Here is a 25,494-nt window from a genome sequence, read left to right on the forward strand (position 1 = left end):
TAGCTGCGAATGAAAACCCCAACTGGCGTGTTTTGGATACGACATATTTTTGAATAAGTGTCAGCCATCCGTCTATATACATACGAAGTTATTAATCATTTGTTTAAATAAAGACTTTTGCAAGATAACTACTAAAAGTTTGGCGGTAATTACGATAACTTTTCAATTGAGGTCGCTCAAAATAGGGCATTTTTATCCCATTTTATGCCTTTTTGGGTTCATTTTGAGCCTCTGCCGGAAAATAGCGCCATTTAAAAGATCGAGGTTTTTCTAGCATGGTCAATTAAAAAAAACTACCCAAAAACGTAGAAAATGGGGCGCTTTTAAGCCTCTACGGGTTGAAAACGGCCTGTTTCAATTCTTATGATTACTAATTATTTGCTTTTTCATATTAACTGAACCGATTTAATAGAGGCATTACGCATGGTTTTTATGGTAATACGAATGTTTTACCGGGCTATTGGCATACCTTGTCACATAATTAACAATAAGTCGTAGGCAAAAGACGCTTTCGCGTGTGATAAGCCATTTCTCTCGGTTCATATCGCCAAAGCTAGCGAAAACTTTTGTTGTCGAAAAAAATGGCGTATAGTAAAGGGTATGACTTTTTGATGGAGGGATTTTTCATGCAGCATCCAGAATTTGAACAGGAGCGCAGTCATTTAGCATACGTCAAACACTATATGGCAAATGTGCTCGAAGAATCGGCGCGTGACGTTGAAACGGCTCAGGACAATATTCGTAAATCGATGGCTGACTTAGAATATTTAGATTCAAGCTCGAGCTATTTAAATATTTTAACGAATGCTCGCTTCTTTGATATGGCACGTAATCAAAAGGAAGGCTTAGAGGCTATTATGCAAAAGCCTTATTTTGCACGCATTCATTTTCAAAAGGAAGGCGAAGCAGCTGAAAAATTATACATCGGGAAAACATCGCTATTTGATAAAGAAACACAGGAGCCTGTCGTCGTCGATTGGCGCTCCCCTGTTGCGAATGTTTATTATGATGGGCGTTTAGGTGACGTAACCTATGACGTCAATGGCGAGGAAATGAACGGTCATTTATTTTCAAAGCGCCAATATAAAATTGAGCATGGCAAATTACTCGAAGTACGTGATATTGATTTAACGACGAATGATGAATTACTACAAGACGCATTAGCAGGAAAAGCCGACGTGCGTTTAACAGAAATTGTCTCGACGATTCAAGCAGAGCAAAATGAAATTATTCGAGCGCACCTAAAACAGCCAATTATCGTACAAGGTGCTGCCGGATCTGGAAAGACGACAATTGCACTTCACCGTATTTCGTACTTTTTATATACGATGGGTGAACATTTCAATGCCTCACAGCTCATGATTTTAGCACCAAATAATTTATTCATCGACTATATCGCTGATGTTCTACCAGAGCTTGGTGTCGGAAAAATTCGTCAGTCTACCTTCGCAGATTATGTGCGTGATGCAACAGGTCTCAAGCTGAAGTTAGAGGATCCTAATCACTATTTAGAACAACTTGTGGCGCTTAATAAACGTAAAGTTGACCTGAATATTCCGCGTCTAAAGGGCTCGCTTGAATACCGCGATATGATGCAACAATATGTTGATGAACTGGCGAAGGAAATGGCGGTATTATTTGAAGATGTTTACATCGATAAATACCGTATTTTACGTGCTAGTCATTTGCAGGAGCTATTCCTTGAGGATTACGCGTATTTGCCAATTGAAGAACGTGTTAAAAAAATGAAATCGGTGATTCAAAGCCATGTACGCCAAAAGAAAAAACAAATTTTATATACTTTAAATAAGAAATACGATGACATCATCGGTAAGGCGCTCAATATTTTTGATGCCGAGCGCCGTAAAAAAGAAGTAACACGTTGGATTGATGAGCGCGACCGTCGCATTCCATCGATTGAAAAAGAAACCAAAACGACTGCTTCTAGCTATATGAAGCGCTTCTCAAAACATAATGTCAAAAAGCTATATCGCGCCTTTTTGACAGAGGATGCTGTACAGCAAATGGTCGCACCGCACTGGACTAAAGCGCAGCGTAAAAAATTCCAACTTGCGCACACAAAAGAAAAATGGACCAACGAAGACCTTGCGGCGCTGTTTTTCCTACATGCGAAAATCAAAGGCATTAAAGAGGAGCATAAAATTCGCGTTGTCTTTATTGATGAGGTGCAAGATTATAGCCTCTTCCAGCTGGCTGCATTAAAAGAAGGCTTAGACACCGATATGTTTACGATGGTTGGCGACCTTGCACAAGGAATCCATAGCTACCGTTCGCTGACGGACTGGGGGCCTGTACGTGATTTATTCCCGCGTGCAAGCTACAAGACCCTACAAAAAAGCTATCGTACGACGATTGAAATTATGGCTGTAGCGAATAAGATTTTATCAAAAATGGACGAAGATTTACCGCTTGTTGAGCCTGTTGTGCGACATGGTCTCGAGCCACAGTTCCACGCTCAAAAAGCCTTTGATGCTGCGCAAATCGGTGAATTATTTACCGATATCCAATCGCGTCATCAATCCGTTGCGCTTATTTGTAAAACGACTGATGAGGCACAGCGCTTTTCAGAGGAATTACAAGCTGCCGGTATTCACGCGCAGCTACTCGATGAGGGCGCCGCAATCGATCAGCAGGCGCTGCTTGTTGTACCAAGTCATTTATCAAAAGGGCTTGAGTTTGATGCCGTCATGATTGTATGCGATGACAAAGGCTTCCGTGATACACCGCTTGAGCGTAAATTATTATATGTCGCAACGACACGCGCGATGCATGAGCTTCACTTAATCGGAAAATCAATGACGGATTTTTTATTATAAAACAAAAAAGAGGCTGGGACAAAACACGTCATTTTTCTTTTTAGCGTTCGCAACGAAAAGCCGGAACCGCGCTACAGCGCGATTCCGGCTTTTCTTATGCTCATATGAACGGTTGTTTTTATACGTATGTCAAAGCCTCTTTTGATTGTTATTTTACAACGTAGTAATCAACTTGCCCTTTTACGTGAAAGCCTGCTTTTTTATATAAATTCAGTGCTTCGTCGTTATCTGTTTCAACATCTAATAATACTTCGGTTTGATTATTTTTTACAGCTTCATTTTGTGCCCATTTTAATAAATTCGTACCGATACCTGAGCGGCGATAGCCTGGCTCTACAGTGAAGGCTGTCACCCATAGCTCGTGGTCACGTACAGTTGTTGAAATCGTCCCAACTGCTACGCCGTCTTCAATATACATCGCAAGCTGCATATGATCATTTTTTTCTGTTTGCGCGACAAGCTGTTCGGTTTCTTCAGCCAGGTCACCAAATCCTGCTTCCATCATATGCTGAAGTGCTAAATAATCCCCTTGCTCATATGGGCGAATATCGTCATCCTCTGGGAAGACAAGTGCCTGCTCGGCTGCTTCCGTGCTTAGTGTTGCCTCTGATGAATTGTATTCATAGCCCACACTTTTTAAGAACCCTTCCGCTGCTTCACTTGGATACGTTGTTGCCATTTCACCTGTTGATTCACGTTCAGATAGTCCGTGCTTAAAGCCTGCTACAAGCTCTGCTCCAATACCCATACGACGATATGCTGGGTCAACAACTGCTGCCCATTCATACGAATTTAAGCCGAATAAATCAAGCGCACTTAATGCGCCGATTAATAAATCTTTGTCATCATCATAGACTAAGACAAAAAAGCCACGTTGCTCGGCTGCTTGCCAAAATGGTGCGTGCATTAACACGCTATAATCTACGTCGTCCTGTGCTGTTGCACGTGTTAATAATTCAGTTACTTCTTGTTTTGTTTGTTCATCTAACGGATAAGAGGCTTTCATTGCGAAAAGCTGCATAGTTAGAACCACCTTCTATTATGTTTTTGAAATTGTTTTGTAATCTTTTGTTATCAAAATAAATACTTTTCTAAAATACATCACGGGTATAAAATATATAAGGTTTGGAGGCAGATACATGACACAACGTTTAACTTGGGTCGATGCCATCAAAGGATTTTTAATGATTCTCGTGGTTATCGGCCATTACCCTGGTGAAATGGACCATCCCATTTTAACGTATATTTATTGGTTTCACATGCCCGCATTCTTTTTACTGAGCGGCTTGTTTTTCCGTCCCGTTTCAAAAAATCAAACAATTGGCAAGTCGATTAAAAAACGCATGTTGCAATTGATGATTCCTTACGTATTTTTCGTGTCACTTATTACGATTTTACGCTATATTTTAGCATTCGCAACCGGAAATGATTCGTTGGATTACTATCTCAATGATTTCTATTCTATCGTAATTGGTGGACGCTTTGCACGTGGTTGCTACGCTGTTATTTGGTTTATCACAACACTTGTAACGGTTTATGTGCTCTTTATGCTCATGACCCATTATTTAAAACGATGGCTGCAAATTACTGTACTGATTAGCTTCTACATACTCGCACAGCTAGAGAGCCACTACGTCATTGATATAGTAGGCGGCGCAGCAGATGCCGCTTCGCAAGCCATTTTTGTGCCGTGGAATCTAGATGTGGCCCTTATGGCGATTGTTTATTTTGCGATTGGTTACTATGCACGCGATTTACTAAAGCACATTCCACTCGCTCTTTATGTAATCAGTCTTGGCATCGTACTATGGGCAATGCGCGCTGTCTGGATTGGGGCGCTTGATTATCATGTTAGTATGAAATTTATTCACTACAATCATCCTGTGCTTGATATCGTTATTCCAATCGCCTGCATTATCGTACTACTTGGTACATTCCAGTTTATTACGAAATTTATTCGCCTGCGTGTACTAGAGGTCGTTGAGCGGCATTCACTCATTATTATGTATGCCCATATTTCATTTGATAAAATTTTTAATAACTTTTTCGATTATGGCATCGTTGGCTATACGCTCGTGAGCTTTATTCCGTCGATTCTTATATCATGGCTTTTCATGCGCTTTATACCATATGCGTCGTTTTTAACAGGGAATTTGCGCGCGGATCGACCAGCCTATTTTAAGAAACGATTGTTTATTGTGTAAGCTATTGTTTTATAACGAAAAGAAGGAATTGCAAAAGCGCAATTCCTTCTTTTTTTCTGAACTATTTCCCTTGCATGACCATATCGTAATAGCGCCCTTTGGATGCGAATAATTCCTCGCGTGGGCCACCTTCGAGTAGCTTGCCATGCTCTAAAACGAAAATGAAATCGGCATTTTTCACGGTATTTAAACGGTGTGCAATGACAATGCTCGTACGCCCTTTCATGAGACGATCGAGTGCTTCTTGAATCGCCATTTCGGTCACCGTATCAATGCTACTCGTCGCCTCATCGAGAAGTAGAATTGCCGGGTCTGCCACGAGTGCTCGTGCAATCGACAATAATTGCTTTTGCCCCTGACTAATGTCGCCACCATCCTCGGTTAGTACATGATCATAGCCGCCCTCTAATTTTTCAATAAATTGATGTGCATTCGCCTGTTTTGCTGCCTGTTCAATTGCTGCATCACTTGCATCTAAGCGACCATAGCGAATATTATCTCGAATCGTTCCTTCAAATAAAAATGGATCCTGTAACACAAAGGCCATCTGTGCGCGCAAATCCGTTCTACTAATCGTCTCAATCGCGCGCCCATCGATTGTCAGCTCCCCGTCATCTACATCGTAAAATCGTGCAATCAGCTGCATAATTGTCGTTTTCCCAGCGCCTGTCGCACCTACTAGCGCAGCTGTTTTCCCCGCTGGAATATCAAAGCTAATGTTCGAAAGTGTTGGCTTCTCTGTTGCCACATCATAGCGAAACGTCACATCATCAAATTTGATATGTCCTGCCAAGCGTTCTTTTAAAGGTTTTGCATGCGGCTCTTTTTCGACTTCTTCATCGAGAATCTCAAAAACACGCTCCGCCCCTGCAATCGCAGATAATACATTGTTAAATTGGTTCGCTAAATCATTTAGTGGACGTGTAAACTGCCGCGCATATTCGGTAAAGATGACAATCGTACCGACGGATAAATGCCCGTTGACCGCTAAAATCCCACCGGCACCTGCAACAAGCGCGAAGCTCGCATTATTTAAAAAGTTCATGACTTTTGGAATCCCACCAGAATAGACATTCGCCCAATAGCCAACATGCCGTAGCTCATCCGCCTTCCCGGTGAAGTCCTCAATCATACGCTCCTCCTGTGAATAGGCTTTGACAATTAGTTGACCTGAAATCGACTCCTCGACCATACCATTTAAAGTACCAAGACGCTGCTGTTGGCCTTTAAAAAGTGGACCTGTACGACGTGTAATCCAGCGCGTCGCAATAAACATCACTGGAATAATAATCATTGTAATGAGCGTCAGTAGCGGACTCATCGTCAGCATCACAACAACCGTCCCCGTCAGCACTAGGACACTTGAAAACACTTGAATGAATGTACTATTTAAGGTCGAGCTGACATTGTCCATATCATTCGTCATGCGGCTCATTAATTCCCCGTGCTGCTTACGGTCAAAAAAGGAAATCGGTAACTTTTGAAATTGATTAAAGAGCTCCGTGCGCATGCGGTAGACGGTTTGCTGTGCAATGCCAATCATCCAATAATTTTGTAAGAACAACGTAATAGACAATACGATGTAGCTAATCGCAATAACCGCAATAATGGTCGCCATACCACTAAGCTCACGCGCAATAATATGCGCATCAATTAAGCGCCCAATTAAAAACGGGCCTAGTAATTGTAGTCCTGAGCTAAGGACTACCATTAATAACACAATGAGCAATAACGCGCGCTGTTCATCTACATAATGCCAAATACGTTTTAAAGTAGCGCCCATATTAGACGCTTTATCGCGCTGTTTTTTCTTTTTTTGAAGCATGTCCTTCGTCAAAATGGGCTCGTAGCCAAATGGTTTAAACATGCGCGCTCGCCTCCTGTTGTGATTCAATAATTGCCGCATACAAAGGAGATGTCTTCGAAAGCTCATCATGCGTACCCGATGCCACAATCTTTCCGTCATCCATTAAGAAAACGCGGTCTGTTGCTTGGGCTGTATGTACCTTTTGGGTTACGACAATCATCGTCGCCTGCTCCTTCTGAAGCGCAGCCCAGAGTTTTTCCTCCGTTTGGATATCAAGTGCACTCATACTATCGTCAAACAGTAAAATCGCAGGCTTTCGAATAAGCGCACGCGCAATCGCAATGCGCTGCTTTTGACCACCTGACAGATTGACACCTTTTTGACCAACACGTGTTTGATAACCGTCATCAAATGCCATAATCGCATCATGAATTTGGGCCTTCTTACACGCTTCCTCAACTTCCTCAAGCGTTGCATCCTTTTTGCCCCACACGATATTATCAAAAATTGTTCCAGTAAAAAGTAGCGAGCGCTGTGGTACGAAGCCAATCTTTTCACGTAATGCTGCTACTGGCCACTGTGCAATTGGAACGCCCTCAACCGTCACTTGTCCCGCCGTTGCATCATATAATCTAGGAATTAGCTGTAGCAATGTACTTTTCCCTGAACCTGTCGCCCCCATAATCGCAATTTGCTCGCGTGGACGCAACGTAAAATCGATATCTTTTAAAATCTCTTTTCCTTCTACATACGAAAAATTTACACGTTCAAAGGTTACCTCAGCATCATTTTCCTTTGTCGGATTAAGTGTTGTCGCAGTGGTTGCCTGTTCAATAGCAAGTACCTCCTCCATACGATCAGCCGATGCTTTTGCACGTGCAAATAATACGATAATAAATGAAAACATACTAAAGTTTCCGGTAATGCGTAGTGCATAGTTGATAACAGCCACTAGGTCCCCGACTGGCATCGAGCGAGCTTGGATCTGCTCCGCACCAAACCAAATAATAATAAGTAGCGCCGCATTCATCACAACGAGTAAAATCGGCTGTACAATCTCCATTAATTGAAGCGCACGCGACGTGTTATCACGTAACTTTTGCGCGATTTTGACGAAACGAGAAGATTCGTACAGGCCACGCATATACGCTTTAATCAAACGTGTTGCTTGTAAATTCTCTTGAATGACGCGATTGACGCGGTCAATCGTGCGCTGTACACGCTCAAAGCTCTGACCGCCCTTTTTGACCATATACCATAAAAATAATAATAAAAATGGTACGGGTGCAACGAGGTAAAGCGCTAACTCCACATTTACGAAAAATACTAAAATCAAACTGCCAATAACAACAAGTGGCGCGCGAAGCATAAAGCGCATGCTCATAAAGAATACCTGCTGCACTTGCGTAACATCATTTGTTAGACGTGTAATCAGTGCTGATGTTGGAAATTTCAAAAAATTAGGCATCGATAGTGACTGCACTTTTTTAAATAACGCAATACGCAAATCATAGGCAAAGCTCTGTGCGGCATGTGCTGAGAAAAAGGAATTCGTAATCCCAGCCGCAAACGCGAGTAAACCAAGCCCCATCATAATGCTTCCCCACGTCACTACATAGGTCATGTCACCTTTCATAATGCCTTCATCGACAATTTTACCAATGATAAGTGGTTGAATAAGCTCCACAGCTAGTTCAACAAGCATGAACGCGAGTGCGATGATTGCTGGCCATTTATACGGCCCCATATACGCTAAAATTTTTTTCATCGCAATCTTCCTTTCTATTTATTTCGATAATCGTATTTTCTCACAAAAAAACAGGCTCCGCCATCAAGTTGACCATAAGCCTGTAAATCATTACTTCTCTAACGCATTTTTCCGTGATTGTCGGTCTCCTTCTATTGATAACCATGTCACAAATAATAACATGACAACGACGCCTACAAATTGATAAAGCTCAAGCGTACGCCCAAGCCATACAATCGATACAGCTGTTGCGGTTAGCGGCTCCATACTTGATAACACGCTCGTTTCAACAGGTGTAATATACGTCATGCTTCCGAGAAATAGCACAAAAGCAATCGTACCAAAGAAAATAACGCCGAGCATCATTAGTAAAATTTGAGGCTGCATGAGCACTGCCCACTGCTCCCATTGCCAAAATCCTGAAATAATCCCAAGAACACTACCGCCGACAATCATCGACCACGCAACCACTTGCATAACGCCCCATTCATTCATGATTTTTACCGGGTACACCGTATAAAATGCGAAAGCGAAGCCAAGTGCCACACCCCAAATTAAAGCACTGTTACTTACGAGTAATTCATTTAACTGCCCATTTGTTAGTAGTAAAAACAAGCCAACAAGTGTCCCGATAATGCCTAAAACCTGATAAATGGGTGGTAGCATTTTATTAGCAAAAGACACATATAAAATAATAAAAATTGGCGCTAAAAATTGTAATAATGTTGCAAACACTGCATTACTACTATTAATGGTTGCTACAAATGTATATTGTACGCCTAACATACCAATTAAGCTAAATAATACCAATGACGTAGCCCAATATTTATTTTTCCAAATCGCTGTCACATTTTGACCACGCCACTTAATGAATGATAATAGCGCAATTCCAGCAAGTAATAGTCGGATTGTTAGCATGAAGGACGCATTTATTGCCCCTTCATGTAAAATCCACTCCATCATTGGTCCTGTAGCGCCCCACAACATAGAGCCAATTAAGACCATCAAAATACCTTTTAGATGTTTATTCATACAATACTTTTTACCCCTTAATTTTTATTTTTATAGAAGACAATAATCCTATTTTAAATTTCAAATATCCTTCTCTTCTCACTCTTTTTCCCCTATCTTGTAAAGATTATTGCCAATTATCTATCCATTAGTAATGACTTACAACTCATTTTTCTTTATAATAGAACTTATTAAAGTACTTTCAAGGAGTCGTTGCGTACATGAATGAAGTCGAGAATATTTTTCAATATGCTAATCCGATACTAAATCACATTCACAGTCCTATGATGACATTGGACCATGAAGGAAATATTATTTCATGGAATACCTATTGTGAAAATGTATTTGGATACAGTACAGATGAGGTATTAGGTAAATTTCCACCAATTTTTAATGATGAACAAGACAAGGTGGAAGAACAATTTACTACTATTTTACGCTCACACAAAGAACTTACGCTAAATAATTTCACATTATTAACAAAAGATTCAGAAATGCTGCAAATGTCTCTTTTTGCAAAAGCATTAACAATTAGAGACGAACGCATTATTATGGTTCGTTTCCTTAATGCTTTTTCATCAGAAGAAAGTGCTGTAGCAGAACTTAGCTGCCTTCGCTCAGGCTTAGAAGAATCATTTATGGTTCTCTCTCTTGACCATGAAGGTCTCATTAACTTTGCCAACCCACTTTACTTAAAATATAGTAAATGGACGCCAAAACGTATTTTAGGTAAAACATTGTGGCAAATGTTCCCTCAAACAGATGTGGGTACAGAACAAGTAAATGAAATTTGGAATGTCATTCATAGCGGCAAGATTTGGCAGGGTGAAGTAGAAAAAATGACGAAAGACGGCACATCTTATTGGGTTGAGCTAATTGCTATCCCTGTCACTACTTCTGGCAAAACACCTGATTATTATCTTGTGTTAGCAAAAGATATCACAGAGAAAAAATTACTACAACAGCGTTTAGAAAAAATTGCCTATGTAGACCAAGAAACCGGCTTAATGAATCGATATCGCTTAGAGCAAATCGTCAATGAAATGATTGATCAAAAACAACATTTCACATTCGTTTACTTGAGCATCGATAAATTCTATTCATTAAAAGAGTTATACAATGAAGAAATGGAAAGCATCCTACTACAAGAATTTACAAATCGTATGAAAATGTACTTCCAAGATAGTGTAATGGCCCGTATCACAATCAATGATTTTGCTGTTTTAACACCGCTTGGCGAATGGTTCATCCAAGGCTTCCTAGCGTACTTAAAACAACATCCAATTTATATTGATGGCATGGCATTGCCGCTAACAATTTGTGGGGGTATTTCAAAATATCCAGAGGACCAACAAACATTTAACCACCTATTAAAAGCATCTCATGCAATTATTGATAAAATTCATACAGAGGGCGGTAGCACCATCGCTAGCCTTTCAAATGATGACCATAAAGCACTTAGCAAGCGTGCAATGATTGAAAAACGCTTAATGATTGCGCTCGATCAAAAGGATTTAAAAGTATTATACCAACCACAATTAAACTTAGAATCAAATAAAATCGAAGCTGTTGAGGCCCTTGTACGCTGGGAAGATTCTGAACTTGGTATTATCCCGCCAGATGTTTTAATCCCGATTGCAGAGGAAACGGGTCTGATTAATGACATCGGTACATTTATGCTTGAAAAATCATGTGAGCAAGCCGTTGCATGGAAAAACAGCGGACACACGATTCGCGTCAGCATCAACTCATCTGTTCGTGAGTTCCGAGATAAAAACATGGTGAAATTAATTCGTGAAGTGCTAGAGCGCACAAACTGCCCTGCTTCTCTTTTACAAATTGAAATTACCGAAAAATTCGCATTAGAAGCTGAAGCAGAATCATCTATCATTACACAAATGAAACAACTACAAGCAGATGGCATTCGCTTTGTACTCGATGACTTTGGTACAGGCTATGCATCATTCCGTTATATGCAGCTTCTACCACTTGAAGAATTTAAAATTGACCAAACGTTCATTTCAACACTGACATATCAAAAGAAAACACAAAAATTGATTCACGGTATGATTCAATTTGGCCATTCTTTAAATATGCGCGTCGTTGCAGAGGGCGTTGAAAATAAAGAGCAATTGGAATTACTTAGCGAATATGGATGTAATGCGGCCCAAGGATATCATATTGGCCGCCCATCTGAAGTCGCAACAATTGAACCATTATTTTAATAAAAAAAAACCACTTTTAGCTAATTTCGGCTAATTGTGGTTTTTTATTTTTGATAGTGTACAATTAAGGTACAAAAGCTACAGGGGGGTTCAGTGTGCAATGGTTTCCAAAGACTAAATTAGGGAAAGTTAATTTAGCTCTACTTATCGTACTTATTGTTTTAGTAGGTTGTTTCTTTGTCCTATTAAATAGTAATCAAACAGGGCAAAATCTCGCTGGTGCTGTACAAAAAATTAGCGAAGAGCCCACAAAACCAAAAAAACAAGAAGTTAACAAGGTCGTCGTTACATCTCTTAAATCCCCAGTTAAAGGAATTTTATACAATAAGGAAGTTTCTCGTGCGGAGAACTACACACTAATGTATCCTTTAACAGGGGTTGAAAAAGTAGACGATGCAATTCAGAAAAAGATTTACAAAAAACGTGATAGATTCACAAAATCAGATGCTAAGAAATTAGTCCTATCAGTTAATACGACAACGTCTAATAAAAAGGTAAGCTTTATCATAAAACAAAAAGAACTTCAAAAAGACCGTACTGTTATCACAACAGCGCAAACCTTTACATATGATCGCCATACGAAAAAATTGGTGTCGATTCAAGATATCATTAGCACAGATGTCCGTCTTAACCGTATGTCAAAGGAAGTGCGTATCAAGTTACAGCAGAAGAATAAGAACTTAGCGATTTCAGCAAAAAAAATCGATAAATTAACCGAGCCAAGCTGGTCAAAATTCAACGATTTCTCATTAGATGGCAACAATTTAAAAATTTATTATCAACCACATACTTTCACAGACAAATTAACATCTGTGACGATTCCATTAGATCGTCTAAATCAAAAATACGATGTACCGGTCTTTTCATTAAATACACATGGTAAAAAATATGTGGCACTTACATTTGATGATGGTCCGAATAAAAATGTGACACCGCGTATTTTAAAGACGCTTAAAAAGCATCATGCAAAAGCGACGTTTTATATGCTTGGAAAATCTGTAAGTGAAGCTTCTGATACTGCGAAGGCAGTTGTAGCGGGTGGTCATGAAATTGGCAATCATTCCTATGGACATGAAAACTTATCGAAAATGACGGCCGCAAATGCACTTAAAAATATTGAACATTCGAATACATTAATTAAAAAAGCAACTGGCATTGAGCCGTTAACGATTCGTCCGCCGTATGGTGCACGTAATCATGGGCTTGAGCAGCAATTATCACAGCCAACTGTTTTATGGGGCGTTGATACACTCGACTGGAAAACGCGTAATGCCGCTTCTACCCTACAAGCAGTTAAACAGCATCTATATCCTGGTGCCATCATCTTGATGCATGACATCCACCCAACAACTGCTGATGCATTAGATAGTATCTTGACGTACTTGGAAAGCAAGGGCTATACATGTGTGACCATCTCTCAGCTAGAAGGTAAGGCACAGCCTTAAATAATAAAAAAGCGGCTTTGACATACGTGTAAAGCCGCTCCTATAAGCATAAGAAAAACCGGAACCGCGCTGTGACGCGGTTCCGGTTTTTCGTTGCGAAGTCTTAAAAAAGAAAATGATATGTTTTGTCCCAAGCCTCTTTTTTTCTAACTAGCAATCAATTTGAGCGCGCTGTAATCGTCCACTAAAATCGATATAAACACTTTTCAGCTCTGTATATAACTCAAGCGCACTCGCCCCTGAATCACGATGACCATTCCCTGTCCCCTTCGTGCCGCCAAACGGTAAATGAACTTCTGCTCCCGTCGTACCGGCATTCACATAGACGATTCCTGTATCTAAATCACGCTGTGCACGAAATACCGTATTGACATCCTGTGTATAAATCGAGCTCGACAAGCCGTATGTCACACTGTTGTTAACGGCAACTGCCTCTTCTAAATTCGCTACTTGAATTAAGCCGATGACTGGTCCAAAAATTTCTTCCTGTGCTAGACGAGAATCCGGGCGTACTTGATTAAATAATGTTGGTGCATAGTAGCAGCCCAAATCAAAATCATCACCCTCTAAAATATGGCCTCCTGTTAATAATTTCGCACCATCTAGCTGCGCAAGCTCAACATAGCTATGAATTTTATAAAGGGCTTCCATATTAATAACCGGTCCTACTTTATTCGCCTCATCTAGCCCATTGCCAATTGTTAATTTCTCGATTTCTGTAATGAGCTTTTGCTCTAGCTGCTCGGCAACCGCTTCATGCACAATGACACGGCTACATGCCGTACAGCGCTGACCAGCCGTACCAAATGCACTCCACACAATGCCTTCTACTGCTAAATCAAGATCCGCATCATCCATGACAATAACTGCATTTTTGCCGCCTAATTCAAGTGACACTTTTTTCAAATGATAGCCACCAAGCTCTGCCACTTTACGTCCCGTCGATGTAGAGCCCGTAAAGGAAATGACATTAATATGAGGATTTTGTACAAGCTCTGTTCCAATGTCTCCTCCTGAGCCAAAGACAATATTCACAACACCTTTTGGTAAGCCAACCTCATCAAAGATTTTCGCCATCTCATAGGCAATCATCGGTGTTTCAGAGGCCGGCTTCCAAATGACCGCATTACCACTAACAATCGCAGGGAATGCCTTTAATAAGGGCACGCCAATCGGGAAATTCCATGGTGTAATTAATCCTACGACGCCAACTGGTGTGCGCACGCTCATCGCAAATTTATCTGTCAGTTCAGATGGTGTCGTCTCACCAAGTAAACGGCGTCCTTCCCCTGCCATATAAAAGGCCATATCAATGCCTTCTTGAATTTCACCACGTGCCTCTTCAATGACCTTTCCCATCTCCTCGGTCAAAATACGTGCGAGCTGCTCCTTTTTTTCCTTTAATTTATAACCAATATCGAGTAAATAATCTGCCCGTTTTGGCGCTGGTACTTGTCCCCATACTTTTTGAGCCTGCTCTGCTGTGCGTATGGCAAAGTCTAGTGTATGTAGCGTGGCCATCGGTACTTCTGCAATTGTGTCACTTGTTGCAGGATTTAGAACATCTAAATATTTTTCCTCTTCATTGATGTAAAATGCCCCATCAATATAATGCGCTAATTTCATACACAATCCTCCCAAATGTCTTTTTTTAAAATTAACAGAAAATACAGTTTTTTTGAAGTATCTAACGATGGATTTTTTAAATTTGAAACTTTTCCGGTCACAATGCGTATATAAATAAAATAGCATTTACGGGAGGAACACATATGAAGAATGATGAAATCGATTTTAAAATCCACGGCGATGATATGCAATTTGTTGAAATTGAGCTAGATCCAGGTGAAACGGCTATTGCCGAAGCAGGTTCAATGATGATGATGGAAGATGGCATCCAAATGGAAACGATTTTTGGGGATGGCTCACAAGCAAGTGGTGCTGGTGGCTTTATGGGCAAATTAATGGGCGCTGGTAAACGACTAATTACTGGTGAAAGCCTCTTTATTACTACATTCACAAACCAAGGTCATGGTAAGCAACACGTCTCATTCGCAGCGCCTTATCCTGGTCGTATTATTCCAATGGATTTAAGCCAATATAATGGTAAAATCATTTGTCAAAAGGATGCCTTTCTCGCGGCAGCACGTGGCGTGTCTGTTGGCGTTGAGTTCCAGCGTAAATTAGGTGCGGGCTTCTTCGGTGGTGAGGGCTTTATTATGCAAAAGCTAGAAGGTGATGGCCTAGCATTTGTTCATGCGGGCGGTACTATTATCCGTAAAGACCTGCGCCCAGGCGAGCGTCTACGTATTGATACAGGTTGCTTAGTCGCGATGACGGACCGTGTAAATTACGATATCGAGCGTGCAGGCGGTGTCAAAACATCGTTATTTGGTGGCGAAGGTTTATTCCTTGCGACGTTACAAGGACCCGGTTCTGTCTGGATTCAATCAATGCCATTTAGCCGTTTAGCAAGTCGTGTATTCGCCTCTGCACCTGTATCACAAGGCGGTGGCGGTCAATCAAGTGGTGAAGGCGGCATCGGCGGTCTATTTGATTTATTTAATAAATAACTACAACAAAAAGAAGTGACTGGAACAAAACACGTCATTTTTCCTTTTTAGTGTTCGCAACGAAAAACCGGAAACGCGCCTAGTGCGATTCCGGTTTTTCTTATGCTCATAGGAGCGATTGTTTTTATACATAAGCCACTTCTTTTTTATGGCCTAATCCCACGTATTAAAAATAATTTCGCCTAGATTACGCGGTTTCCAGTGCTCAATTGCCACCAATTCTTCCCCGTCTAATGCTTGTAGTTCTTTACCTGTCGGGTATGTCAACAGCGTATCCTCATCTAGCAATGTGTAATGCTCACTAAGTGCTGTTAGTTGCTCTGGAATATCACAAAAATCAAGTGGATCATCATCTTTTGCAAAGCTCACTAATGGATAGTAGCTATTTAAAAGCACAATCACACGCTCATCATTAATATCAAATAACGCTTTATGATATGTAAATGGATAATCACATTCGACGATATTCACAAGTGTCACTTCTGGATGTAGCGCTGCATCATAGCATGCCGTACGGAATTCTTTGTAGTCGTTCTCTTCAATTGTCGTTACATCACATTCCTTACAAAAACCTGTAATCCCTTTTGCTAAAACCATGCTTCTTCCTCCTTATACAACTCTAAATGGTATTGAATGCTTATTAAAATACGCTAGAAGTGATTCGACATTGCGACTAACCATACCTAAACGCGTCTCGACTGTTGCACTTCCCAAATGCGGTAATGCCGTAAAGTTCGCTAATGTCAGCAGCGGATGTTTCGTTGGGACTGGCTCCTCTACAAAAACATCGGACGCCGCCGCTAAAATATCCCCTTTAATAAGAGCCTCATATAAATCATCTTCATTGACGATGCCGCCACGCGCTACATTAATGAGCATTGCGGATTTTTTCATTAATGCAAGCTCTTCTTTAGTAATTAGATTACGTGTTGCCGGTGTGAGAGGTGTTAGTACAATAATGAAATCTGCCTCGCGTAATAAATCTTCCTTTGAGCGATACTGTGCACCGTAAGCATTGGGCTTCTCATGGCGATTATGATAAATAACATTCATATCAAAGCCTGTGGCACGCTTTGCGACAAGCTCACCAATCGTTCCCATACCAATAATGCCTAATGTTTTATGATGAATATCCATGCCCGTCATACCAAGCACCTGCCAGCCCTTCCATTGTCCCTGATACAAAGCGCGAGCTCCTTCAAGTGTACGACGTGCGGCCATCATCATAAGCAGAAAGGCCAAATCAGCCGTTGTATCTGCTAAAACATCCGGTGTATTGGTTACGATAATTCCTGCTTCTGTCGCAGCCTCGGTATCAATATTGTTATAACCTACTGCGAGGTTCGCAATCATTTTCAGCTTTGGTGCACGCTTGATAACATCCGCCGTTACTCGATTTGAAACGACTGTCCACAAAATATCTGCTTCCTGCGCTGCTGCTTCAAACTCATCCTGTGGCATATCAAACTCTGGATCCTGCCACATCTTCACATCCACATAGGATTTAATTGGCTCAAGCAATTCCTGCGGCAAGTGAAATGTCACCCATAATAACGGCTTTTGCATCCTATCAGCTCCTTGCATGTTTACCAAATTATACCACGATTCATACAAAAAAACACCAGATGAGGCAGGCCCTCAGCTGGTGCTTTACACTATATTATAATTCGTCAAAACCGTTATCTTGAACGTTTACTTTTGTATATTGGCGTGATTTTTGCTCGAAGAAATCTGTTTTACCAAGATCTACATCCTCATAAGCTTTAATCCATTTTAGTGGGTTTTTACGGTAGCCTTCAAATGGACGTTCATAGCCTAATTGGCTGCAGCGTACATTTGCGTAGAAGTAAATATAATCTTCTACATCTTCAATGTCTAAGCCATCGATTTTTTCACCGATTACGTCGTTTGCCCATTCAATTTCAAGTGCAGCGGCATCGCGGAATACATTTTGAACGTATTCAGCGCGCTCTGGCGTATCGTATTGTGGGTATTCTTCTAATAATTCTTTGTAAATTTTTACGAATAAATCGACATGTAGTTGTTCATCGCGGTTGATGTAGTTAATCATTGTGCTTGTTGCGACCATTTTTTGGTTACGCGCTAAGTGGTAGAAGAATGAGAAACCTGAGTAGAAGAATAAACCTTCTAAAATAACATCATGGACGATTGAGTCTAACATGTTTTCAACCGTTGGATCTGCGGCGAATTTTTCATAACCTTTAATAACGAATTCATTACGTTTATCAAGTACAGGCTCTGTGCGCCAGTAATCGAAAATACGATCCTGCTCATCTTTTGATACAAGGCTTGAAAGAATATATGAATACGAGTGGTTGTGGATAACTTCTTGTTGCGCAAGGATAATCATTAACGCATTGAGACTTGAGTCTGTTAAGAAGTCCGCCACGCGACCAGCGTAGTCTGTTTGGATACTATCTAAAAGAGCTAATAAGCCAATTACTTTTTTGAATGTTTCTTTCTCATCATCTGATAAGCCAGGGAAATGCTTTACGTCAGATGACATATTAATTTCAAATGGTGTCCAGAAGTTACCAAGCATTTTTTTGTATTTAGGATAAGCCCAGCTGAAACGCACGTCGTCCCAGTTTAAAACATTTGATGAACGGCCGTTTACAATCGCAGTTGAGCGGTTAGGTGCTTCTTTATCCATTAATTTACGTGGTTCGATTTTTGTCATGCCAATGTCTCTCCTCTTCAAACTAAAATCTCATACAATTTCACTGCACGCAGCAAATAGCTTGTATGAGATTCGCGTTTATTTCATTACGTTTATAATACCACATTTTTATCAACATTAACACGTAAGGTGTGAAAATTATATTACTTTTAGGTTACAAAAAAGCAAAAAAAGGTACATGAATAGTTTCATGTACCCAAAACAAAGGATACTTTTCATAAGCATCCTTTGTTGGTTTTATAATGAAATTAGCTTGCGCAAGATTCACATTCTAATAATTCAACGGATGTTGAACGCACATAGTAAGTTGTTTTAATGCCTGAAGCCCAAGCATTGATGTGAAGCTCAAGTAAGTCTTTTGCTTTCACGGTATTTTGCACGTAAAGGTTTAATGAAATCCCTTGGTCAATATGACGTGCACGTGCAGCGTTTTGTTTGATTGTCCAGTTTTGATCGATGAAATAAGCTGATTTATAATACCAAGTTGTTTTTTCGTTTAAATCTGGAACAGTCACTGGAATCTTGTAATCTTTTTTCTCTTCAGAGTAAGATTTTTGGAAGATTGGATCGATACTTGCAGTTGAACCTGCAATGATTGATGTTGATGAGTTTGGTGCTACAGCCATTAAGTAACCGTTACGCATACCTTGTTTCGCAACTGTTTCTTTTAGTGCATCCCATTTAGCATCATTTGTGTAACCGTGTTTTGTGAAGTATTCACCTGATTGCCAGTCTGAACCTTCATAGTATGGATAGCTACCTTTTTCTACTGCAAGTTCAGAAGACGCTTGGATTGTTAAGTACGCAATTTTTTCGTATAACTTGTCTGCATATTCAACTGCTTCATCTGTTTCCCAAGCAATGCCTTCTTGTGCGATTAGGTGATGCCAACCGAATGTGCCAAGACCGATACCACGGTAGCGAGAGTTTGTAAGCTCTGCTTGTGCTACTGGAATTGTATTTAATTCGATAACATTATCAAGCATACGCACTTGGATTGGAATTAAACGCTCTAAAACATCTGCAGGAACTGCGCGACCTAGGTTGATTGATGATAAGTTACATACAACGAAATCGCCTGCTTTACGACGTGTTACGATGATGCCATCTTCAAGTGTTGTTGATTCATATGTTGTTGCACTCATATTTTGCATAATTTCTGTGCAAAGGTTTGATGAGTAAATCATCCCTTGGTGATTGTTTGCATTTTGACGGTTTACTTCATCACGATAGAACATGAATGGTACGCCTGTTTCAAGTTGAGAACGCATAATACGTTTCATAATATCAATCGCATTTACTGTTGTACGATCTAAATCAGGGTTCGCTACACATTGCATGTATTTATCACGGAATGAACCTTCGCCACGTTTTTCATCGTAGTAATCTTCTAAATCAAAGCCCATTACTGTACGAACTTCGTGTGGATCGAATAAATACCACTCGCCGCGTTCTTCTACTGTTTCCATGAAAATATCTGGTAAGCAAACACCTGTGAAAATATCGTGCGCACGCATACGTTCGTCACCATTGTTTAATTTTAAATCTAGGAATGGCATGATATCTTTGTGCCATACATCAAGATAAACTGCAATTGCACCTTGGCGTTGACCTAATTGGTCTACCGATACGGCTGTGTTGTTTAATTGTTTAATCCAAGGAATAACGCCTGATGAAGCGCCTTTGAATCCACGGATTGATGATCCACGGCTACGTACTTTACCCATGTAAACACCGATACCGCCACCAAATTTAGAAAGTGTCGCAACATCTGTGTTTGAATCGTAAATGCCTTGTAGGCTGTCATCTACTGTGTCGATGAAGCAAGAAGATAATTGACCATGTGTTTTACCAGCATTTGATAATGTTGGTGTTGCAGTTGTCATATATAGGTTTGACATTGCCCAGTAGGCTTCGTTAATCTTCGTTAAACGGTCTTCTGTTTCATCTTGCATTAAAGTCATCGCGATAATCATAAAACGCTCTTGAGGAAGCTCTAAAGGCGTTTTATCGAAGTCGCATGTTACGTAACGATCAAGTAATGTTTTTAGGCCAATATATGTGAAAATTTCATCGCGATGGCGGTCGATCATTGCCGCTAATTGCTCGCGTTCTTGTGCTGTATATTTTTCAACTAAAAATGTTTCGTACAAACCTTTTTCAACTAACTTCTCGATATGTTCTGGGAATTTAGTGTATACTTCTTCAGGATTTGCCACGCCACGTTTTTCAGCAGCTTCTTTATAAGTTTCCATAATAAGGAGACGTGCTGCAATGAATGTCCAGTAAGGCTCTTGTTCGTCTAAAAAGCCTAAAGCATCTAAGCTAAGCGCTTTTGTCCATTCTGCATCATCTGCATCTGGGTGTCTTGTTTCAAAACGCTCATGTTTACGTAGTAAGGGACTTAACTCCTCACGACCGTATTTTTCTTCTAACTGTGCTAAGATTGATTGTCTGTCATATGTCATCATCTGAACCATTCTCAACGTCTGCTACGCATTAACAGTCATAAATTTCTATTGCCTGTGTCGTAGCAGACTTCACCTCCTTCTTTATAATCCAAAATAAAAAAACGAGCAAAATTACAGCAAAATAATGTCTATCATTATTTCCTATACTCTTCGTTTTTAGATTTTCATATTCTTTTCAACACAATATCTTGTATCAAGCTATTCTAGGAATGATATTTCTATAAGCATTCCATATTTGCTTTAGTATTCTATCTCTTTAAAAAACCCTAATATATTCGGCCGATTTGGGAAATAATCAGGATATGTCTATTTTCGAGCTAACACAATATGTTGTGTCTCCTTGAGAAGTACATACAAATATATTGTGGTTTTTTCATAGTATTTAATCTATCATATTTTTCACCGTTTCAACAAGGTATAAAACCTAATTATTTAAAAAGCACACTAAAGCCCTATAGTTTCTCCAAACATTTTAGAAAAATTATTCTTTTGAAGTATTTACACCTGAATTCGTGGTGTTTTTTTGATAACAGAAAAAACCGAACAGCTGCTCGCTGTTCGGTTAAATTCAATTAATATCGGAATATACCGTTTTGGAATATATGATTTTACGCGCTATTATACAAATTTACGTTGTCTGACAATTACTCTTCTGTGTCACGCTCGTATTCGACGATTTTACCAGTTACCGCATTGATTTCAATTTCATGCTCATAGTTATCTTTCACTATTTCTACTTCATAATTTGCCTGACCGTCATCATGATCTAATTCGAGTTTCACGATTTCGCCATTTGGTACTTTTAAAAGCGCAATTTCTTTTGCTTCTGCTTCTGTCACCGTTACGTCACCTTGGGGCTCATAATCTTTTTCTACCTTTACAACGTCGCCATTACGTTGCTGAACTTTTACTTCATAAACATAATCGCCATCACGAATATCAAATTCAAAGCCATCATCATCCTGCTCACTTTTAATCATCTGGCCCTTCACTTCCTGTAAAGCGATCTTTTGCGCCTCTGCTAATGTAACTGTGTCGTTAGAAATTGCGACCGTTGACTCTGTATTTGCTGCAGGCTGCTCTGCATTTGTCGCCGCGTAGCCAATAATACCTGATATTCCGAGTGTCCCAATTAATGCTGTTGTAAATAATGCTTTTTTCATTTTTATCCACTCCTTTGTTTTCTATAGCTTTACTATACAAATTCACTATGAGAGCACTTGGTGAACGACATTAACGTTTCATGAGAAAATGACATACATTGCACAAAAAAAGCCGTACCTCGTCGGCACAGCTTTTTTGCTTGTTTTTGAAGGTTGCAATTAATCGCGATCGTCACGCTCATAATCTAAAATTTTTCCTGTTTTTGCGCTAATTTCTAGCTCATACTCGTAGTTTCCTTTTACAAGTTCTACTTCATATTTGCCATCATCTAATTCGATTTTTACGACTTTCGCATTCGGTACTTTTTTCAGCGCAATTTTTTTCGCTTCTGCACGTGAAATGTTCGCTTTTTTCACTGGTTCATAGTCTTTATCAGTGATATAGGCTTTGCCGGTACGTTTTTTTACTTCGACCTCATAGACATAATTCCCTTTTCGGATATCAAACTCATATTCACCATCATCTGCGTCACGGTCTGCTTCGATGATTTTACCATTCACTTTTTTCAATGCAATTTTTTTTGCTTCTGCAAAGCTAACACTTTTCGCTGATGCAGTCGTTGGCGTTGCATCACCTTGTCCTGCTGCGGCATAGCCGACAATACCTGATAATCCAATTGTTGTTGCTAAAACAGTCGTTGTGAATATTTTTTTCATTTTTCATCCTCCTAGTTTGTTGTGCCTCTTGCTACTTTTTACTATAAAGGTTAAAAATGAGAGTGCTTGGTGAGAAACATTAGAATTTGATGAGAAAATCATTCATCCCATGTAATCGATAAAATTTCACCCGATAATGCATGAATTTGGAATACTGCTTCCGCTTCGTCGCCATCAATTTCAATTAAATAATAGCCGCCATCTGATGTGCTACGATACGATAATGCATCTACTTCTCCTTTTAACTCTTTGTTTGCAATCGCAATTGCCTCTTCATCTGTTAGTACTTTTGTTGTCGGTGTCGTCTGTTCTTTTTCAGGGGCGCTATAGCTTCCTGCAATTTTCACTAGCTTATTCACATGTCCATCAAGCTCATCAACGGTCATGTTATAGGTCACGCCATCTTTCTTAAAACGGAAAATAACCTGGTCATCCTCCTGCGCGACATACTTCGGCTTCACATCATATGTTAATTGAATACGCTCAATTAGCTCCTCATGGGATAAAGGCTCTGGCTTAATGGTCTCTGCCCACACGAAATAAGCGCTCCCGCTCACCACAACTAACACTAAAATAACTAGCATAAGTGTTTTACGCATCCAATCCCTCCTACTCATATGGCACATAGCAATGTAATGTTGTTCCTTGTCCTACTGTGCTCTCAATTTCAAGCTTCACATGTAATCGCGCTGCTAATTCTTTCGCAATCGCAAGCCCAAGTCCTGTACCGCCAGACTTGCGATTACGGTCCTCGCTCACACGATAAAAGCGCTCAAAAACTTGCTTCAATTTATCTTCCGGAATTCCTTCGCCGTAATCACGTACTTGAATATGCACATGCGTAGGCTCACGCGTCGCCGTCAATTCAATCATGCCTTCGCTATAGCGCCTTGCATTATCTAAGAAAATAAATACGAGTTGTTTGAGCTTCGTCTCATCTGTAATGCATGATGCCTCGTCCGCGCTTACGCTATAGCGCGAACCATATACTTGCGTCAGCTGATCTGCCATCTCTTCAAGCATTTTCTTTATATCAACGTCTTCAAAGACAATTGATTGCTCATTATTTTTTGCGAGCGCAAGCATTTGTTCCATCATCGCCTTCATGCGTTTTGATTCGCCAGCAATGGCCTCAATGGCTTCCTGTGTAATTTCCTCATTCGCTGTACCACGTCGTTTTAATAGGCTTGCATAGCTTTCTATAATCGTCAGCGGCGTGCGTAGTTCATGCGATGCATTAGATAAAAATTGCTCCTGCTTGCGATAATTCTCTTCAATTTGTGCAATCATGCCATTGAATGTATGACCCATTTCATATAGTTCATCACGCCCTTTAGAAGCGATTGGTAATGTTTCAAACTCACCTGCCTGCTTGTTTCGGCGCATCGTCTGAATCAAACGCTCAATTGGCTGTGTAATAACGCGAGCAAGCGCCATATTCGATAATAAAATTGGCAACATTGCAAGTACGGTCACAATTGTTAACACAAGTCGCAGCATATATAAATTACGTTCCGTCTCCTCTAATGATTGTGACATTTGAAGCTCCGCAATTTCTCCGTTCTCCCAAATAAATGGTGTGCTCGTACTCATAAACGGCGTATCATCCGCCAAATGAATCGCATAGGTAGCACCTTTTTCAAATGTAGGTTTAAAATCTTCTAAATCAGAGGTTGTCTGCACTGTTAAGCTTTTTTTACCTGGCTGTACAATCGATACGACACCATCTGACGGCACATATGCCCGTAGCATTTCCGTCGCCTCATCGCGATTATCCGTTCCTTGTAAAAGCGTAATCAAATCCTCGCCACGCTTAATTACATGTGATGCCTCGCTGTCATAGGTCATCTTTTCATAAACGTAGTAAACAGCTAAATCCGTACAAATAAGCATGAGTAGCATGAGGGCTGTTGTATACGTATGAATTTTTGTTCTTAGCTTCAAGCTACCCCTCCTTCAATACATAGCCGACACCACGTACGGTCTGAATTAGTTGGGATTCTAGTTTCTGGCGTAAATAACGCACATAGACATCGACCACATTCGTATCCCCGTAATAATCATAGCCCCATACCGCATCTAAAATTTGCTCACGCGTTAAAACCTGCTTCGGATGTGCAATAAAATAGGCTAGTAGTTCAAATTCACGCTTTGTCAGCTCAACTGGCTCCCCTTGCCACGTCACCTCACGCATTTGTGTATGTAGACGCAACTGGCCTGCCGTGAATAAATACGGGTCGGCTTCTTCAAGCGCCTCCTTTTTACGGAAACGTAACGTCACACGAATTCTCGCAAGGAGCTCCTCCATTTCAAAGGGCTTTGTAATATAATCGTTAGCACCGAGGTCAAGCCCTGCCACTTTATCGCTCACTGCATCCTTTGCGGTCAATAGTAACACCGGCGTGTCATATTCCGTTGCCCGAATACGCTTTAATACATCTAGGCCATTCATCTCTGGCAGCATAATATCTAATAAAATTAAATCCCATGACTGCTCGCGATACAAAATTAAGCCATCCGTTCCTGTATGTGCGACACCCGTTTCATAGCCTTCAAATTGAAGCTCTAGCTCAAGTACACGTGCAATTTTTTGTTCGTCCTCAATAATTAAAATACGCTCACCCATCGACTCACGACCCCTTGTGTTTTTTCTTCA

At 40.4% G+C, this 25,494-nt stretch carries 19 protein-coding genes; 5 read left to right on the top strand and 14 right to left on the bottom strand.

Features of this window, described 5'->3' with window-relative positions:
* The first annotated feature begins 626 nt into the window (after window positions 1-626).
* A complete protein-coding gene (helD, locus tag QI30_RS12650; protein WP_126990990.1) occupies window positions 627-2,837 on the top strand; it encodes an RNA polymerase recycling motor HelD in 2,211 nt (736 codons plus the stop codon).
* 148 nt (window positions 2,838-2,985) lie between these two features.
* Here the strand turns inward: helD and QI30_RS12655 are convergent, their stop codons facing one another.
* Window positions 2,986-3,858 (bottom strand): GNAT family N-acetyltransferase, encoded by an 873-nt coding sequence (locus tag QI30_RS12655; protein WP_126990991.1) that lies wholly within the window; start codon window positions 3,856-3,858, stop codon window positions 2,986-2,988.
* 118 nt (window positions 3,859-3,976) lie between these two features.
* Between QI30_RS12655 and QI30_RS12660 the strand changes: the two genes are divergently transcribed.
* The gene (locus QI30_RS12660; RefSeq protein ID WP_126990992.1) at window positions 3,977-5,041 is read left to right on the top strand and encodes an acyltransferase family protein; all 1,065 of its coding nucleotides are present in this window, start codon (window positions 3,977-3,979) and stop codon (window positions 5,039-5,041) included.
* 61 nt (window positions 5,042-5,102) lie between these two features.
* Here QI30_RS12660 and QI30_RS12665 read toward each other — a convergent pair whose 3' ends face one another.
* The 3 genes from QI30_RS12665 to QI30_RS12675 all read right to left on the bottom strand — a co-directional run bounded on the left by QI30_RS12665 (window position 5,103) and on the right by QI30_RS12675 (window position 9,627).
* A complete protein-coding gene (locus tag QI30_RS12665; RefSeq protein ID WP_126990993.1) occupies window positions 5,103-6,908 on the bottom strand; it encodes an ABC transporter ATP-binding protein in 1,806 nt (601 codons plus the stop codon).
* A complete protein-coding gene (locus tag QI30_RS12670) occupies window positions 6,901-8,616 on the bottom strand; it encodes an ABC transporter ATP-binding protein (protein WP_126990994.1) in 1,716 nt (571 codons plus the stop codon). Before QI30_RS12670 ends, QI30_RS12665 begins: the two co-directional genes overlap by 8 nt.
* A gap of 90 nt (window positions 8,617-8,706) precedes the next feature.
* Window positions 8,707-9,627: a DMT family transporter gene (locus tag QI30_RS12675; protein WP_126990995.1), complete on the bottom strand. Its 921-nt coding sequence runs from the start codon at window positions 9,625-9,627 to the stop codon at window positions 8,707-8,709.
* A 200-nt stretch (window positions 9,628-9,827) separates the two neighbouring features.
* Here QI30_RS12675 and QI30_RS12680 point away from each other — a divergent pair, with 200 nt between their 5' ends.
* Both QI30_RS12680 and QI30_RS12685 read left to right on the top strand, forming a co-directional pair.
* Window positions 9,828-11,831: a sensor domain-containing protein gene (locus tag QI30_RS12680; RefSeq protein ID WP_020188992.1), complete on the top strand. Its 2,004-nt coding sequence runs from the start codon at window positions 9,828-9,830 to the stop codon at window positions 11,829-11,831.
* A gap of 95 nt (window positions 11,832-11,926) precedes the next feature.
* The gene (locus QI30_RS12685) at window positions 11,927-13,276 is read left to right on the top strand and encodes a polysaccharide deacetylase family protein (protein WP_126990996.1); all 1,350 of its coding nucleotides are present in this window, start codon (window positions 11,927-11,929) and stop codon (window positions 13,274-13,276) included.
* 150 nt (window positions 13,277-13,426) lie between these two features.
* Here QI30_RS12685 and QI30_RS12690 read toward each other — a convergent pair whose 3' ends face one another.
* The gene (locus QI30_RS12690) at window positions 13,427-14,902 is read right to left on the bottom strand and encodes an aldehyde dehydrogenase family protein (protein WP_020188990.1); all 1,476 of its coding nucleotides are present in this window, start codon (window positions 14,900-14,902) and stop codon (window positions 13,427-13,429) included.
* Window positions 14,903-15,045: 143 nt separating this feature from the next.
* Here QI30_RS12690 and QI30_RS12695 point away from each other — a divergent pair, with 143 nt between their 5' ends.
* Window positions 15,046-15,846, top strand: coding sequence for a TIGR00266 family protein (locus QI30_RS12695; protein ID WP_126990997.1), 801 nt, complete (start codon window positions 15,046-15,048; stop codon window positions 15,844-15,846).
* A gap of 153 nt (window positions 15,847-15,999) precedes the next feature.
* On the opposite strand, the gene QI30_RS12700 is transcribed toward QI30_RS12695, so the two are convergent.
* From QI30_RS12700 to QI30_RS12740, 9 genes are all read right to left on the bottom strand, one after another.
* A complete protein-coding gene (locus QI30_RS12700) occupies window positions 16,000-16,443 on the bottom strand; it encodes a hypothetical protein (protein WP_126990998.1) in 444 nt (147 codons plus the stop codon).
* A 12-nt stretch (window positions 16,444-16,455) separates the two neighbouring features.
* A complete protein-coding gene (locus QI30_RS12705; RefSeq protein WP_126990999.1) occupies window positions 16,456-17,412 on the bottom strand; it encodes a 2-hydroxyacid dehydrogenase in 957 nt (318 codons plus the stop codon).
* A gap of 94 nt (window positions 17,413-17,506) precedes the next feature.
* Window positions 17,507-18,547: a ribonucleotide-diphosphate reductase subunit beta gene (locus QI30_RS12710; protein WP_126991000.1), complete on the bottom strand. Its 1,041-nt coding sequence runs from the start codon at window positions 18,545-18,547 to the stop codon at window positions 17,507-17,509.
* 248 nt (window positions 18,548-18,795) lie between these two features.
* Complete coding sequence (locus tag QI30_RS12715) at window positions 18,796-21,027, bottom strand: ribonucleoside-diphosphate reductase subunit alpha (protein ID WP_126991001.1); 2,232 nt, start codon at window positions 21,025-21,027, stop codon at window positions 18,796-18,798.
* Window positions 21,028-21,662: 635 nt separating this feature from the next.
* On the bottom strand, window positions 21,663-22,181 hold the full coding sequence (locus tag QI30_RS12720) for a PepSY domain-containing protein (RefSeq protein WP_126991002.1): 519 nt from the start codon (window positions 22,179-22,181) through the stop codon (window positions 21,663-21,665).
* 159 nt (window positions 22,182-22,340) lie between these two features.
* Window positions 22,341-22,838, bottom strand: a complete 498-nt coding sequence (locus QI30_RS12725) for a PepSY domain-containing protein (RefSeq protein ID WP_126991003.1) — start codon at window positions 22,836-22,838, stop codon at window positions 22,341-22,343.
* Window positions 22,839-22,936: 98 nt separating this feature from the next.
* Window positions 22,937-23,437, bottom strand: coding sequence for a PepSY domain-containing protein (locus QI30_RS12730; RefSeq protein WP_158621034.1), 501 nt, complete (start codon window positions 23,435-23,437; stop codon window positions 22,937-22,939).
* A 10-nt stretch (window positions 23,438-23,447) separates the two neighbouring features.
* Window positions 23,448-24,782, bottom strand: coding sequence for a sensor histidine kinase (locus QI30_RS12735; RefSeq protein ID WP_126991005.1), 1,335 nt, complete (start codon window positions 24,780-24,782; stop codon window positions 23,448-23,450).
* A 1-nt stretch (window position 24,783) separates the two neighbouring features.
* Entirely contained in the window at window positions 24,784-25,464 is a 681-nt protein-coding gene (locus QI30_RS12740; protein WP_020188981.1) for a response regulator transcription factor, read from the bottom strand.
* Window positions 25,465-25,494 lie beyond the last annotated feature (30 nt).

This window comes from Candidatus Kurthia intestinigallinarum (genome assembly GCF_003991225.1).
In the GTDB taxonomy this organism is placed as follows: Bacteria; Bacillota; Bacilli; order Bacillales_A; family Planococcaceae; genus Kurthia; species Kurthia populi.

Bases quoted from the DNA above. Each gene is read 5' to 3' on its own strand.
- QI30_RS12695 (WP_126990997.1), top strand. From the start codon at position 15,046: ATGAAGAATGATGAAATCGATTTTAAAATCCACGGCGATGATATGCAA.
- QI30_RS12660 (WP_126990992.1), top strand. From the start codon at position 3,977: ATGACACAACGTTTAACTTGGGTCGATGCCATCAAAGGATTTTTAATG.
- QI30_RS12690 (WP_020188990.1), bottom strand. From the start codon at position 14,902: ATGAAATTAGCGCATTATATTGATGGGGCATTTTACATCAATGAAGAG.
- QI30_RS12720 (WP_126991002.1), bottom strand. From the start codon at position 22,181: ATGAAAAAAGCATTATTTACAACAGCATTAATTGGGACACTCGGAATA.
- QI30_RS12705 (WP_126990999.1), bottom strand. From the start codon at position 17,412: ATGCAAAAGCCGTTATTATGGGTGACATTTCACTTGCCGCAGGAATTG.
- QI30_RS12680 (WP_020188992.1), top strand. From the start codon at position 9,828: ATGAATGAAGTCGAGAATATTTTTCAATATGCTAATCCGATACTAAAT.
- QI30_RS12740 (WP_020188981.1), bottom strand. From the start codon at position 25,464: ATGGGTGAGCGTATTTTAATTATTGAGGACGAACAAAAAATTGCACGT.
- QI30_RS12725 (WP_126991003.1), bottom strand. From the start codon at position 22,838: ATGAAAAAAATATTCACAACGACTGTTTTAGCAACAACAATTGGATTA.
- QI30_RS12655 (WP_126990991.1), bottom strand. From the start codon at position 3,858: ATGCAGCTTTTCGCAATGAAAGCCTCTTATCCGTTAGATGAACAAACA.
- helD (WP_126990990.1), top strand. From the start codon at position 627: ATGCAGCATCCAGAATTTGAACAGGAGCGCAGTCATTTAGCATACGTC.
- QI30_RS12710 (WP_126991000.1), bottom strand. From the start codon at position 18,547: ATGACAAAAATCGAACCACGTAAATTAATGGATAAAGAAGCACCTAAC.
- QI30_RS12665 (WP_126990993.1), bottom strand. From the start codon at position 6,908: ATGTTTAAACCATTTGGCTACGAGCCCATTTTGACGAAGGACATGCTT.
- QI30_RS12675 (WP_126990995.1), bottom strand. From the start codon at position 9,627: ATGAATAAACATCTAAAAGGTATTTTGATGGTCTTAATTGGCTCTATG.
- QI30_RS12715 (WP_126991001.1), bottom strand. From the start codon at position 21,027: ATGGTTCAGATGATGACATATGACAGACAATCAATCTTAGCACAGTTA.
- QI30_RS12700 (WP_126990998.1), bottom strand. From the start codon at position 16,443: ATGGTTTTAGCAAAAGGGATTACAGGTTTTTGTAAGGAATGTGATGTA.
- QI30_RS12730 (WP_158621034.1), bottom strand. From the start codon at position 23,437: ATGCGTAAAACACTTATGCTAGTTATTTTAGTGTTAGTTGTGGTGAGC.
- QI30_RS12670 (WP_126990994.1), bottom strand. From the start codon at position 8,616: ATGAAAAAAATTTTAGCGTATATGGGGCCGTATAAATGGCCAGCAATC.